Origin of the sequence: Muribacter muris (assembly GCF_004569585.1) — a bacterium.
GTDB lineage: Bacteria > Pseudomonadota > Gammaproteobacteria > Enterobacterales > Pasteurellaceae > Muribacter > Muribacter muris.
On the sequence record NZ_SPPA01000027.1, the window covers coordinates 1 to 14,337 of the forward strand.

At 44.7% G+C, this 14,337-nt stretch carries 11 protein-coding genes; 3 read left to right on the plus strand and 8 right to left on the minus strand.

The window, feature by feature from the left end; translation table 11 throughout:
* Positions 1-191, plus strand: a 191-nt coding sequence (locus tag E4T80_RS10700) for an EF-Tu C-terminal domain-related protein (RefSeq protein WP_456152434.1), incomplete at its 5' end; no start/stop codon positions are given.
* 116 nt (positions 192-307) lie between these two features.
* Here the strand turns inward: E4T80_RS10700 and phoR are convergent.
* From phoR to phoA, 3 genes are all read right to left on the minus strand, one after another.
* Positions 308-1,585 carry a phosphate regulon sensor histidine kinase PhoR gene (phoR, locus tag E4T80_RS10705; protein WP_135058254.1) on the minus strand — a complete coding sequence of 426 codons (1,278 nt, stop codon included), beginning with the start codon at positions 1,583-1,585 and terminating at the stop codon, positions 308-310.
* A 1-nt stretch (position 1,586) separates the two neighbouring features.
* The gene (phoB, locus tag E4T80_RS10710) at positions 1,587-2,276 is read right to left on the minus strand and encodes a phosphate regulon transcriptional regulator PhoB (RefSeq protein WP_135058256.1); all 690 of its coding nucleotides are present in this window, start codon (positions 2,274-2,276) and stop codon (positions 1,587-1,589) included.
* Positions 2,277-2,356: 80 nt separating this feature from the next.
* On the minus strand, positions 2,357-3,760 hold the full coding sequence (gene phoA / locus E4T80_RS10715) for an alkaline phosphatase (RefSeq protein WP_135058258.1): 1,404 nt from the start codon (positions 3,758-3,760) through the stop codon (positions 2,357-2,359).
* Positions 3,761-3,984: 224 nt separating this feature from the next.
* Between phoA and E4T80_RS10720 the strand changes: the two genes are divergently transcribed.
* Positions 3,985-8,595 (plus strand): autotransporter outer membrane beta-barrel domain-containing protein, encoded by a 4,611-nt coding sequence (locus tag E4T80_RS10720; protein WP_167740724.1) that lies wholly within the window; start codon positions 3,985-3,987, stop codon positions 8,593-8,595.
* 76 nt (positions 8,596-8,671) lie between these two features.
* Here the strand turns inward: E4T80_RS10720 and E4T80_RS10725 are convergent, their stop codons facing one another.
* A complete protein-coding gene (locus E4T80_RS10725; RefSeq protein ID WP_135058262.1) occupies positions 8,672-9,499 on the minus strand; it encodes a helix-turn-helix domain-containing protein in 828 nt (275 codons plus the stop codon).
* Between the two features lie 134 nt (positions 9,500-9,633).
* Here E4T80_RS10725 and E4T80_RS10730 point away from each other — a divergent pair, with 134 nt between their 5' ends.
* Entirely contained in the window at positions 9,634-10,467 is an 834-nt protein-coding gene (locus E4T80_RS10730; RefSeq protein ID WP_135058264.1) for a cysteine hydrolase, read from the plus strand.
* Between the two features lie 83 nt (positions 10,468-10,550).
* Here E4T80_RS10730 and pstB read toward each other — a convergent pair whose 3' ends face one another.
* From pstB to pstS, 4 genes are all read right to left on the minus strand, one after another.
* Complete coding sequence (gene pstB, locus E4T80_RS10735; RefSeq protein WP_135058266.1) at positions 10,551-11,306, minus strand: phosphate ABC transporter ATP-binding protein PstB; 756 nt, start codon at positions 11,304-11,306, stop codon at positions 10,551-10,553.
* A 13-nt stretch (positions 11,307-11,319) separates the two neighbouring features.
* The gene (gene pstA, locus E4T80_RS10740; RefSeq protein ID WP_135058268.1) at positions 11,320-12,168 is read right to left on the minus strand and encodes a phosphate ABC transporter permease PstA; all 849 of its coding nucleotides are present in this window, start codon (positions 12,166-12,168) and stop codon (positions 11,320-11,322) included.
* The gene (pstC, locus tag E4T80_RS10745) at positions 12,168-13,118 is read right to left on the minus strand and encodes a phosphate ABC transporter permease subunit PstC (RefSeq protein ID WP_135058270.1); all 951 of its coding nucleotides are present in this window, start codon (positions 13,116-13,118) and stop codon (positions 12,168-12,170) included. Before pstC ends, pstA begins: the two co-directional genes overlap by 1 nt.
* A gap of 80 nt (positions 13,119-13,198) precedes the next feature.
* A complete protein-coding gene (gene pstS, locus E4T80_RS10750; protein ID WP_135058272.1) occupies positions 13,199-14,251 on the minus strand; it encodes a phosphate ABC transporter substrate-binding protein PstS in 1,053 nt (350 codons plus the stop codon).
* Positions 14,252-14,337: the final 86 nt, after the last annotated feature.

A 14,337-nucleotide genomic window follows, 5' to 3' on the forward strand; every position in this document is an offset into this window, starting at 1 on the left:
ATTTCCGTACAACAGACGTAACCGGTACAATCGAATTACCGGAAGGCGTGGAAATGGTAATGCCTGGCGATAACATCAAAATGACAGTAAGCTTAATCCACCCAATCGCAATGGACGAAGGTTTACGTTTCGCTATCCGTGAAGGCGGTCGTACAGTAGGTGCGGGCGTTGTAGCGAAAATCATCAAATAATTGATGAAGCCGTTTTAGAAAGAAGGCGTACTTAGGTACGCCTTTTTGCTATCTTATTTTCTATATTATGAGTTGTATACCGAGATACTTGCTGTTATTTATTTTTCTTTTTTGAATTAATTGATGAGTAGAGATTTCTGAATAATAAATGAAAAGCAGCTCCCTTGGTTAGGTTCGCTTTCAATTTGCAGACTGGAGTGGTGTTGTTTAAGAGAATGTTTAACGATGGCTAAACCGAGTCCGCTGCCACCGGTTTGATTGCTACGAGATTCATCAACTCGGTAAAAACGTTCGGTTAAATGTGGGATATGTTTGGCTTCAATACCAATGCCGTTATCGCAGATTTTAAATTCTGCCCCTTGCCCGCAATATTGCCAGTGAATATCAATATGGCTGTTAATGCCGGAATGTTTGATAGCATTATAAATTAAATTTGAAATCGCACTTTGTAATTGCTGCTCATCGCCCAGTATGGAAATATCGTCTAAATCATAATCAATGGTACAGGGATAGTCTTTTTGTAATATCTCAATATTCGGTTTGAGTTTAGAGATAAGCTGCATAATATTTACCGGTTGATGTGTTTTATTGTCCGATACTTCAATTTTAGCGAGTAAATTTAACTGTTTTAATAAATTTTCCATTCTCCGGCTTTGTGCTTGCATTGCCTGAATTGCTTTTTGTGCTAATTCGGATTGTGAGTTTTCTGTTTCCAATAATTCTAAATAGCCTTGTAAAACGGTTAAAGGCGTGCGCAATTCGTGGTTAATATTGGCTAGGAAGGTTTGTCTTGATTCAAGCAGACGTATCATTTGAGTTACATCTCTCGCAATAATCATTTTGAGATTTTCATCGTAGGGGTTGAGGTTGATCTCAATATAACGTTGATTATGTGTCATTAACATTAACGGTCGATGATGTTTAGACTGTTTGAAATAATGTTTAAACTCATCATAGAAAATCACATTAAAGATATTTTTCTCTTGATTGCGATGCCAATAAAAATCAAATAGACGTTGCGAGATTTGATTACACCACGAAATATTTCCCTCATTATCACAAAAAATAATACCGCTCGGTAAATACTCGATATTTTTATTGAGTTTCGATAATAACCGAAGCGTTTTTATTTTATCTTTTTTCGCTTGTTTTTTATAAAACGCAATACTTTGTGAAAAATATTCTAATAGGCTGCCATCATCTTGGGTTTCAGATTTAGGCGCAAGCAATCTTAGCAATTTATTTTCATTGTGGTGATGCCATATCAGTAATAAAACGAGGATCCCAATAACCCAGTAACTGAAGTGATCGGAAAAAAGGCTTAAAGTAAATGCGCTGATAGAAACCGCAATGATTTCAATCACGAATTGGCGGTAGTGGCAGAATTTTTTCATCTTAATCCTGTATATGCGTTGAAAAACGGTAGCCTGATCCTCGGACGGTCTGAATATAGCGATCGACCTGATAAGGCTCTAAACAGCGTCGAAGACGGCGGATATAAGAGTCAACGGTGCGATCTTCAACATAAATATCGTTGCCCCAAATAAAATCAAGCAACTGCTCTCGGCTATAGACTTTTTCCGGGTGTGTCATTAAAAAATGGAGAAGTTTATATTCAGTGTGGCTTAAATCGATTTGTTTACCTTGGTAGGTGAGGCGTTGGGCGGCTTCGTCTAGGACTAATTCATTGATTTTAATGATGGCTTGCACGGGGTCGTAACTTCTTCGCCAAAGGGCTTCAATACGGGCAAGGAGAACTTTGGGGGAAAACGGTTTACTGATGTAATCGTCTGCGCCGGTATTGAGGCAAGTGATGCAATCTTCTTCGGCACTCCGGGCGGTGAGCATAATGATAGGAATTTGAGCGGTTTCTTCGTGTTTCTTCAGATATTCGATAAACTGTACGCCGGATCGCCCCGGTAGCATCCAATCTAATAATATCAGTTGGGGTTTTTCCGAGAGTTTATTGACGGCACTTTGGTAGTCTCCGGCCTCAATAACGTGGTAGTGATGCTGGGTTAAAAATAGGGTGATCATTTCACGGATTGCCCATTCGTCTTCAACCACCAAGATTTTATTTTCCATAGTAACTCCCCAGAAAGACAAGCGGTAGGATTGATTAGAAAATTTGCAAATTTTTCCTAAAACCCCACCGCTTGTCAATGCTATTTACCTTGTAGGGCTTCTTGGATAATGAAGAATGTATCCGTTTGATCGAGTAAGCCGGAGAAGCGGTAGGCTTTCGGACCATAGGCAGCAATACGTAGTTGGCTGCCGGTATGTTCTTGGCTATCCGCCTCTTTGCCTGTGCCGTAGCTTATCGTCATTATTGAGCCGTCTTTGGCTTTGAGCGTTTGGTTTAAGCCGGTCGGCTTGGCTTTATTTGGAATTAATTGGCTAGTGTGAGCGTGATCGGCGGTTACGATGACCAATGTTTCTCCGTCTTTACGGGCAAAGTCCAGTGCAACCTGTACCGCTTCATCTAAATCGACGGTTTCACCGATTTGACCGCACGGGTTTGCTTTGTGATTTTGTTTATCGATTGACGCCCCTTCAACCTGAAGGAAAAAGCCGTTTGGATTCTCTTTGAGCAATTCAATGGCTTTATCCGTCATTTGCGCTAGATTTGGAATATCTTTGGTGCGTTCCGGATTGTCTTGACATTCAATCGGATTAGCGAGATTACCCTCAAAGGTTGCTTGACCACCGAACCAGCGTACAGGCAAATTGCCCGGTGCAAAGACCCCTAAAATCGGGAATTTTGTTTGTGTGGTGAGATTGTTAAGTGCATCTGCATTTTCGACAATGTGAAAACCTTTTTGCTGGGCTTGTTGCCATAAGGTTTGACCTTTAAATTCACCGGCTTGGCTGGTTTCATCGAATGTTTTGCGACCGCCGCCAAGCACAATATCCGGTGGTGAGGCTAAGAATTGTTCGGTGATTGAACCTAGCCCGCCGTTTTCCAACGCATTTTCAGGGCAACGTTCGCTGGTGGCGACAGGGCCGTAGCATTTACGTTGGCTGACGTGTGCCAAAAGCGCGGCAGGTGTGGCATCTTGAATTTCTGCTGTGCTGACGTTACCTGTGCCTTTGCCTAATTTTTTGGCAATTTCGACTAAATTCGGGACGGGTTTGCCATCCACATCGACCCCAATCGCACCATTGTAGGTTTTAATGCCGGAGTTCCACGCCGTTGCGGAGGCGGCGGAATCAGTTACTTGCTCAATTAATTTCGTTTTTTTATCAATCGCATAAGTTGTGATTTGACCGGAAAACGGCAGGGCATCCAGCCCTTTAAATGCACTTGCAGCCCCTTTTGCATAGTTGCGGGCAATCGTAATTTCCGAGTCCCCCATTCCATCGCCAATCAATAAGATGACATTTTTCGCTTTTTGCTGTGTTAAGAGGTGTACCAATTCTGCCTGATTATCGGCAGATAAGCGTTTGGCACCGCCAAGGGTAAGAATATCGCCAACGGCTTCCCGTGATATTTCTGCATTGACTGATGCGGCTAACAGGCTGAAAGATAAGCCCAATACGGTGAGTGCTGGATTAAATTTGACTGTCATTGTGTGTCTCCCTTTAGGTTGATCGGTTTTCGAGCTGTATTCTAGAAAGAGGATATGACAGTTTGATGACAAGCGGGTTGTTAATGTGAATTTTTTGTAAATTGCGTTGTATTATCAGGTTACATTATTGACAAAATGTGGGTTTTGGTTGCAAATGATATTGAATATCATATTTGTTTTTATTAAAATTCCCTGCCAAAATAATGACTAAAGAAGGAAAAGGTATGAATCACAAATCTGATTTATGGTTAAAAGGTCTGAAAATCAGTGCAATCGCTACGGCAGTTGCATCGGCTTCTGTGTATGCGTATGAGCAGGGTAAGGGGGCAACGGCGCTTATTCATTCGGACGATAGGGTTGAAAAAATTGACACACTTTCTGCCGGCAGTAATCCAGATGAGCGGATTAAAGGCGATTTTAACCGTTCGGGTAATCCGGTGCGGGTGATTTGGTACGGTAATCCGAGTGATCAAGACGGTAAAGTGCCGCAAACAGGGGCAAATAACCAAGGGCAAATTATCGGTAAGGTGATCGCCAAAGGGCAGGATACAACGGATTCTGAAGATAGACGAGGGGCGATTTCCATTGACGGGGTTGCAAATGGTATTGATGCTCTCGGTTGGTCTGCACCGAGTAATCCCAACGATGTAATTTTTAATCTCAATTCTGTTGAAAATAGCGGTTCTATCTCGGCTTCAACGGATTTACAGGGCGGTGAGGCGGAAACCCACGGCGATATTCAATCCTATGGGAGCGGTAATGGTATTTCGGTTATCGGCTTGGCGGATTTCGGAAAACATAACGCACAAGTCGGTTCAGACGGTATTGCGGACGGTTATAGCGGTGCAACAGGGGTTTCCCGCAGAACAGGGGCAATTCGTACCAGTCGGACACGAGCGGCTGAGCCTGCTCCCGCACCGAGTTCCCCTGCATTAGAAAAAGCCGATTTTGAAGGTAAAACGGTCGAAGTGGGTCTGCAAAATGTCAATAATAGCGGTCAGATATCCGGCAAAATTTACGCTCAAGCACATCAAAAAGCGGTTGCGCATACAAGCGATTACAAGCCGCAATTCTATTCTGTTACCGGTTCTGCATCGGGTAATGCATTGTCTATTTCCTCTTATGTGAATACGATTGATCGTTATACCTATTCCGAGAACAAACATAACTTTGCTAAATTAGGTTCTATCACCAATAGTGGTCATTTACGAGGTGAAGCGCAATTATTGGGCGGTAAAAATACCACTCATACGGGCACGGCTTCAAATAATAGCGGAAACGGTATTTCTGCTATTGCCGTAACAGGCCGTTTTGCTAAAAATAGTACGGAAGCGGCTGTCGGCAATCTTCAAAATAGCGGTGAAATTGTCGGTCGCTTAGAACAAATTTCGAGCGATAATTCTGGCTACCGTGGTTTCCATCTTTACTCTACTGCAAATGCTCACGGTAGCGGTAATGCGGTTTCTGTTACGGCGAGTTCTGCCAATGCGCAAACGAGAGTGCCTGCTAGTGCGACATTAGGGGATATTCAAAATAGCGGCAAGCTGACTGGTTTCGCATTGGTAAAAGCGGGCGGGGGCTTAGGCGATATTACTGCTAATGTGCGTGCCTCGGGGAATGGGGTATCGGTTTATGCGCAAGGTAATTCAGGTGAGTTGGCTAAAATCGGGGCTGTCGATAATGCCGGAGTGATTTCGGGGCAAATTGAAGTGTATGGTGGCAAATCCGACTCGGCTGCAACGGATAAACGTTTTATCCCTGAAATTAAGGGGGTGAAAACAGCAGCGGGTAATTCATCGGCAACGGATACACCTCGCCTTTCTGCGGAGACTTGTCGGTGGTTGCCGGCTAATACGCCCGGTTGTGAAGCAACTGCTACGCCGACAGCATCGTCAACACCGGATCACGTTAATGCAACGGTGCAAAGTGCAACCGGTGCACACTCTAGCGGTAACGGGATTACTGTTTGGACTTACGGTGAATCAAGTGAATACGGTCAGCAAAAAGCCCAATTGGGTAATATTCTGAACACGGGCACTGTAAGTGGTTATGCGAAAGTGTGGCAAGGGTTTTCACAAGGCGAACATACTCGTGTCGATTACCGCAATAATGGTGCAGGGATTGCGATTAAAGCCAGAATGGATGGCAATATCACAAATGCCGGGGTGATTTCGGGCAATCATAGTGCATTATTGGCACGTGGCAAAATTGATACCGCGTGGAGCACCACCAACCCAACTTATACGTCGGGCTTTAAAGGTCAGGTAAATAACTACGGCATTTTAGCCGGGCGTTTAATCGTGGGTGGCTACCAATTAGATCAGAGTGCTGACCAGTACTATAACTATTTTGAAACTCGCCACGCCAATAATGTCAAAAACGCAGGTCTATATATTCAGTTGGATAAAGATGAAAATATTGAGCAGGTAACAGTAGGAACGGATAGCCTCACTGCGTTCAGCAAAAACGGTAAAAATTATACTGTTATCAATGCGCCTTTGACTTCGTCTAACAAAGACAGCGAAAAACTCACTACGGCGGAAGAAACCTTTACTAACAAGATTATCAATGGGGTAGGGATGGCAAACGGTGCATTATTTGCCAAGCATAATACAACATTGGAGGATTCTATTGTAAATGGTTATAAAACAGCCTTAAAAGTAGGAGAAAACGCCGAAGTAACCGTGAATAATACTACCCTCAATGCCAATGGCTTTAAGGTGAATCAATCGGAAAAACCGTTGGCAATTTTAGGGGATAGTGGTGCGAATAAAGTGCTCTTATCGAATAGTACCCTAATTAACGGGGATATCGATCTCAAAGCGGGCAATGATGAGCTGACAATTGCAGACGGTCAGGTGAAATTTAATGGTCGGTTAATCGATCTCGGCGAAGGGCAGGATACATTGCAGTTAGGTAAAGCTGATTTGCCAAACGCTCAGCCGATTAAAGTCGATTATGAAGTGCATAATGCCGAGCAGATCACGGTAAATCAGCCAACGACTTTTTGGGCAAGCGCCAAAGTGCGTGGTACGAATGCACTTACTCTAAACAGTGATCTCTATTACCAAGTGCTTAGCCCGGAAATGCACGCATTATTTGATGCTAACCGCAGTGAAAAAATAGCGCTTAACGGCGTAGGTAAGTTTATTGTTGATACTACCAAAGCGGCTAGCGAGTATGAAGTGAAGTTCGGCGGTTTCCAGCTTGATCCGACGAATATTACCTTTGAAACAAACAGTGTGCTACAAAATGCAACCTTCAAGGACGGTAAATTATTGATTCAGCCGAAGGTGGTGATGACGGCGGAAGAGGCAGCAAAACAAGCAGAGCAGCAAGCTCAGTTAGCCGCACAACTTAGCGAGGCACAAAAGCAAAAAGCCGAACTTGAAAAAGCCCAGCAAGATGTGGCTGCTCAAAGAGAGCAGGAACAAGCTGCATTGGCTGCACAAGCCCAACAATTAGCGGACGCTGAAAAGCAGAAAGCCGAGCTTGAAAAAAGGCTGCAAGATACACTGGCACAGCGTGATCAACTTGCGGCAGATTTAGCAGCAAATAGTGCTCAAGCCGATGAGGTGAAGCAACAAAAAGCGGATCTGGAAAAAGCCTTGCAGCAGGCGATTGCCGAGCGTGATCAACTTCAGGCAAATGCAGTAGCGTCTAAACCATCTTCGGCGGTTGATGAGATGAAGACAGCGTTGATAAATCAGCAACTTGCCGATTTACAGCAAAAAATTGATCAGTTAAATCAACAAATTGCCGACCAAAACTTACAGGCAGGCAAGACCTTTAGTACGCCGTTTACTGATGCCTATCAGAGTTACCTCACTCATTGGCAACTATCGGGAGTGAATGCGCTTGAAGCCTCCGCATTAACGACCGATAAATCGGAGCAGGCAGCGGCGGAAGCGATCAATCGTTATTTATCAGACACGGTCGAACATAATATTTACGGTGCGGTGGCACATCAGTTAGCCCAATTCACCCGTGATGAACGTAATGCCCTTTTATCGCTCACAAAACGATTAAGTGATCAGCAATGGTATGTGGCGGCGAAAGGATTGAATGCAACCCACCATTACCGTCAAACTGCGGAGAAAGCAACCACGAATGGCGCAATGGTTAGCGTGCAGTATGGCGTGAATGATGATCTGACGGCGGGTGCTTATGTTGCCACGCATCAGCAAAAAACGACCGGCGGCGCGAGCCACTTAAAAGGAAAAGGCGTGTCGTTCGGTGCGTATGTGAGCAAGCACTTTAACAATCTCAGCTTAACGGCAGGGGTAATGCACGCTCGCACCGATCTGAAAGGTAAACGTTATATCAGCAACGGTTATGATAGCCACCAATTTGATGCGAACGGCAAAGCCAATGCAACGGGGGCTTATTTACAGGCGAAATATGCCGTAGCCTTAAACGATCATTGGCAGTTTGTGCCGAGAGCTGATGTCGCGTATACCCGCTTAGCACAAGGGGCGATCAATGAAACGGGCAATGCAGGGTTAGCGATCGATGCTTACCGTACACAGCGTATTGAAAGCCGTATCGGGCAGGATATGATCGCCAAGCTACCGATGTCAAACGGTGATTTATCGTTCAAAGTCTCAACGGATTATACGGTAGTCGCCGGTGAGAAAGATCTGCAAGGTCGTTTTAATCGCGGGAAAACCTTTGCTATCCGCACTGAACCTAACCGCAATATTGCCGGCATCGGCGCAGGTATTGGCTACGAATGGCGAAACGGTCTTGAAGTCGATCTCAATGCGTCTAAAACGTTAAGCAAAGCGGGGAATGAAACCATCGCCACATTCAAACTGGGTTACACCTTTAAATAGACCATAACATCTCTGTAAGCGGTCGGTTAGAGCGACTATTTTGCAAAAAATCACGCCAAACCGACCGCTTGTCTTTTTAGCCTTTCTGCTTGTTTAACCATTCTGTCGGGCTTAGTCCGATTTCTCGGGTAAAGGCACGGCTGAGAGCGGCACTGTGGCTATAACCGACTTTTTCGGCGACAAGGCTCACTGCCAGCCCTTTTTGTAGCAGCGTTTGGGCAACGGTAATCCGCCACTGCGTCAGATAATCCATCGGGGAAATCCCCATCATCTCTTTGAAGTAACCGGCAAAGCGTGAGCGGGACATCATTGCATATTCCGCCATCATATCGACTTGCCAATTTCGCTCGGGATATTGGTGAATATCCAGTAAGAGCCGGGCGAGGTATTTGTCGGTCAGCCCCTTTAATAAGCCCACGTTGATCCGTTTTTGCTCTAGGCAGCAACGCACGACTTGAATAGCAAAATAGGCGCACAAATGTTGAATTGCCGCCTGATAGCCGCAGCCCTGCTTTTCCGTTTCGCTAAAAATCAGATTGGCGATATTACGCAGTTCGGGTTGGGTGTCCAAATAGACAACCGCAATATCCTGTAAGCTGTGGGTGAGCGGGTTGCGTACGTCTTCGCCAAAGTCGAATTTAATACAAAAAATATCCAAACCTTGTGCGTCTAAGGGGTGAATATGATGAACAATATGCGAAGGTGAGAAGACGACACAAGGGCGGTCAATCACGATCGGCGCTTTATTAGGTTGTGAAAATTGGCAATGCCCTTGGCGGATAAAATGTAAATAGCCTTTATTGGGATCGGGTTCTTCAAATGTACCGATATGGCATAAGTTGCCAATGAAAAACAGGTCGGTACGGAAATTAAAATAGCTGAAAAGGTGGGTGATAGTGTCCATTTTGGCGGTCGGGTTAAGAAGTTAAAACGTTGGGTTAAATTTTATGATCGGCATATTTTTATAATAACGCCGCTCACAGTATAGAGCTGCGGGCATTTTATGTGAATTAAAATCTTACTTGAGGAGAGAAAAGAATGTCTAATAAACTTGAACAGGTTGATCAAGAACGCCGCTCGGCACTGCATAGTGGTTCTCGTATCGCAATGGCAGCCGGTGTACTCGGCGCAATGGGGATTGCGGCAACGGCAAATGCGGCGGAGAAAAAAGCGGAAAAAACCATTTACGATGAACCTGAACAGTACGGCTTAAAACGGCCGGGAATGAAGATCGATCCGAAACGTGTGGCGTTAGTTGTGGTTGATCCGCAAAATGATTTTCTTAGCCCGAACGGTATTATGTGGGGCGTATTGAAAGACAGTATTTTACAAAATAATACGGTTGAGAATATTGAAAGCCTGTTTAAAGCGGCGAAAAAAGTGGATATGCCGGTGATTGTCTCCCCACACTATTATTACCCGACTGATCACCAATGGGAATTTATGGCACCGGGCGAAACTTTTATGCATGATACCGGAATGTTCGCCCGCAAAGGCGCTTATACAATGGAAGGCTTTGAAGGATCGGGCGCAGATTTTGTTGAGCGTTATAAACCGTATATTTTTGATGGCAAAACTACGATTGCATCGCCGCATAAAATTTTCGGGCCGGAAACGAATGATGTCGTATTGCAGTTGCGTAAACGCAAAATCGACCAAGTGATTTTAGCGGGAATGGCGGCAAATTTATGTATTGAATCCCATTTGCGTGAATTGGTGGAACAAGGTTTTGAAGTAACCGTCGTGAAAGATGCTACCGCAGGGCCGCGTATTCCGGAAGGGGACGGCTACCTTGCAGCGCTGACTAACTTCCGTTTGATTGCGAACGATCTTTGGACAACCGCCCAAGCAGTGAAAAATATGGGGGCATAATAGATAACAAGTGGTCGGTTGCACCACAGTATTTGCAAATTTGCTGTGTGAACCGACCGCTTGTGCTGTGAGCGGAGACTAAGTTAGCCCATTCTGCCTGTAATATAATCCCTCGTGCGTTGATCTCGAGGTTGATTGAAAACGTGGCTGGTTTCACCAAATTCAATCAGTTCGCCCAGATACATATAGGCAGTGTAATCGGAACAACGGGCAGCCTGTTGCATATTATGGGTTACGATAGCCACCGTATAGTCGTGTTTAAGCTCGCAAATCAATTCTTCAATTTTCATTGTCGAGATGGGATCAAGTGCCGAGCAAGGTTCGTCAAGCAATAATACTTCGGGCTTAACCGCGATCCCTCTGGCGATACAAAGACGTTGTTGCTGACCACCGGAGAGGCTGTCGCCGCTTTTATCCAATTTATCTTTCACTTCATTCCAAAGTGCTGCTTTCGTTAAAGCCCATTCAACACGATCGTTTAATTCCGATTTCGGGAGCTTCTCAAATAAGCGAATACCGAAGGCAACATTGTCGTAAATTGACATTGGAAACGGCGTCGGTTTTTGGAATACCATTCCGACTTTGGCACGGATAATCGCAATATCTGTGTGGGTCGTCAGTAGGTTTTCACCGTCCAGTAAAATTTCGCCGGTAGCCTTTTGGTGAGGGTAAAGTTCGAACATTCGATTAAAGCAACGCAATAGGGTGGATTTTCCGCAGCCGGAAGGACCGATAAAGGCGGTTACTTTATTTTTAGCAATTTGCATATTGATGTTTTTGAGTGCATGAAAATTGCCGTAATAAAAATTGAGTTGATTCACGGTTAATGCAGTTTTCATTCGGTTTCCTTAATTATTTTTTCGGTTGGAAAAATAAGCGGGTGAGTATGTTAATACTTAATACAAAGAAGGTAATCAAAATTGCACCTGCCCACGCCAGTTCGTTCCAATCATTAAATGGGCTTGCTGCATATTGGTAAATCACAACGGGCAGATTTGCCAGTGGGGCATTCATATCCCACGAGCCGAACTGATTTGAGAGAGCGGTGAACAGTAACGGTGCGGTTTCCCCCGAAATACGTGCTACTGCCAACAATACGCCGGTGATAATCCCCGATTTTGCCGCACGGTAGCAGACCATTGTGATCACTTTCCATTGAGGGCAGCCGAGTGCGGCGGCGGCTTCTCGCAGATTATTCGGCACAAGTTGTAACATATTATCAGTTGTGCGGATCACCACCGGAATGACGATAACGCCCAATGCCATTGCACCTGCCCAACCGGAATAATGTTCGACTTGCGAAACATACACCGCATAGACAAATAAGCCGATGATAATGGACGGTGCAGAAAGTAAAATATCATTCAAAAAGCGTGTGATAGTTGCCAAACGGCTATATTTGCCGTATTCCGCCAGATATGTGCCAGCCAAAATACCGATGGGAGTTGCAACAAGCGTGCTGACGGTGAGCATCATAAACGAGCCGATAAACGCATTGCGTAAACCGCCTGCTTCATTCGGGGCAGGCGTATCCATTGTAAAGAGATCAAGCGAAAGGGCAGGAATGCCTTTACTTAATAGGGTAATGATGATCCAACTTAGCCAAAATAAGCCAAACCCTACCGCTAAAAAGGATAAGGCAAGCATTATGCAATTTTTGATTTTACGGCAGTGAAACCGCCTGTTTTCATATTGACGCATTATTTTTTCCCTTCTTTTCGCTGCATACGCATAATTAAGATACGTGAACAAGCGAGAACAACAGTAGTAATGAGGAATAGAATAAGACCAAGCTCCATTAACGCCGATTTTTGTAAGCCGCTGGCTTCATTAAATTCATTGGCGATTGCAGACGCAATTGAGGTTGACGGCGAGAAAAGGGATTCCGGTAGTTGGAAGGCGTTACCGATCACAAAAGTAACCGCCATTGTTTCCCCCAATGCACGACCAAGCCCTAACATTATGCCGCCGATTACCCCTGTTTTGGTATAAGGCAGAACGACTTTCCAAACGACTTCACTTGTGGTTGAACCTAAACCGTAGGCGGACTCTTTTAACATTGGCGGCACAACACCGAAGACATCACGCATTACGGAGGCGATAAACGGAATAATCATAATTGCCAGCACCAACGAGGCGGTAAATAACCCGATACCGAACGGTGCGCCTGAAAACAGTAGATTAAGGATGGGTAAGTCCCCAAATAAGTCAATAAGATGAGGTTGAATATATTCTTGGAAAAGCGGGACGAACACAAACAGCCCCCACATTCCGTAAATAATAGACGGAATTGCAGCCAGCATTTCGACCGCTACCCCGATTGGGCGTTGAAGCCACTCCGGTGCTAATTCGGTTAAGAATGTGGCAATGCCGAATGAAATCGGCACGGCAATGAGTAAAGCGACAAAAGCCGAGATAAGTGTTCCGATAATAGGTACTAATGCACCGTATTGCTCTTGTACGGGATCCCAGTTGTTTGTCCATAAAAAGTCGAGATTAAATTGGCGAATCGCATCCCAACTGCCTGCGATAAGCGAAATTAAAATAGCCGATAAAATCGCAAATACCAGCACGGTAAAAAATAAGGTGGTGTGCTTAAATAGCCATTCTATCCATTTTGTGCTTTCAATAGTTTGATAGGCTTTTTGCATATTTATATCCTAGTTTGCAAAAATATGTGTCGATCGGACTGCTTGTAAAGGGAGAGCTCCCTCTCCCTTTGTAAAAAGCATTAGCGAACGGCTTTACCCGCAGTATCTTTGATCTCACTTGCCCATTTTTGTTGAATGGTTTCAACCACTTTGCGTGGCATTGGCACATAATCAAGTTCTTCTGCAGCTTGACCGCCTTTGGTAAATGCCCAATCAAAGAACTTCAGCACGCCACGGGTTGCATCAGGTTTATCGGCGACTTTGTGTAATAAAATAAAGCTCGCTGCTGTGATTGGCCAAGACTCGTTGCCGGCTTCGTTGGTCAGTACCACCCCCATTCCGGCGGCACTGTTCCAATCTGCATTACTGGCGGCAGCCATAAAACTTTGTTTAGACGGTTGAACAAATTGACCGGCTTTGTTTTGTAACGCAACCCACGCTAATTGGTTTTGTTTGGCATAGGCATATTCGACATAGCCGATAGAGTATTTGAGCTGTTTAACGTAAGCTGCCACACCCTCATTGCCTTTGCCGCCCTGACCTGTCAGCCATTTAACCGATTTACCTTCACCGACTTTCGCTTTCCAATCGGCAGACACTTTAGACAAGTAATTGGTAAAGCCGAACGTTGTACCGGAGCTGTCGGAGCGGTGAACAACGACAATGCGTTTGTTCGGGAGCTTAATATCAGGGTTTTGTGCTTTGATTGCCGCATCGTCCCAGTGAGTGATTTTACCTAAGAAAATATCGGCTAATTGTTCACCGGATAATTTCAACTTACCGGCGGCAATATCCGGCACGTTAATGACAGGCACAGTACCGCCGATGATGGCAGGGAATTGTAGGAGTTTATGCTCGTCCAATAAGTTGGCTTTCATTGGATCATCAGATGCACCGAAATCCACTGTTTTTGCCATAATTTGTTGCTGACCGCCACCGGAGCCGATCGATTGGTAATTGACTTTATTGCCTGTCTCTTTTTCATATAACGATGCCCATTTCGCATAAATCGGATAAGGGAAAGATGCGCCGGCACCCGTAATTGTTTGAGCCTGTAGCGATAACGGCAGTGAAACTGCAATGACACCGACACCAAATACCGCTAATTTTTTCATAGTTTTGACTAACATCATTTTTTCCTCTTGGGTTGATTGATGACGAGCGTAGTGTAAAAAAGAAATATGACAGTTTTATGACAACCGAGACAAGCGGTTAAATG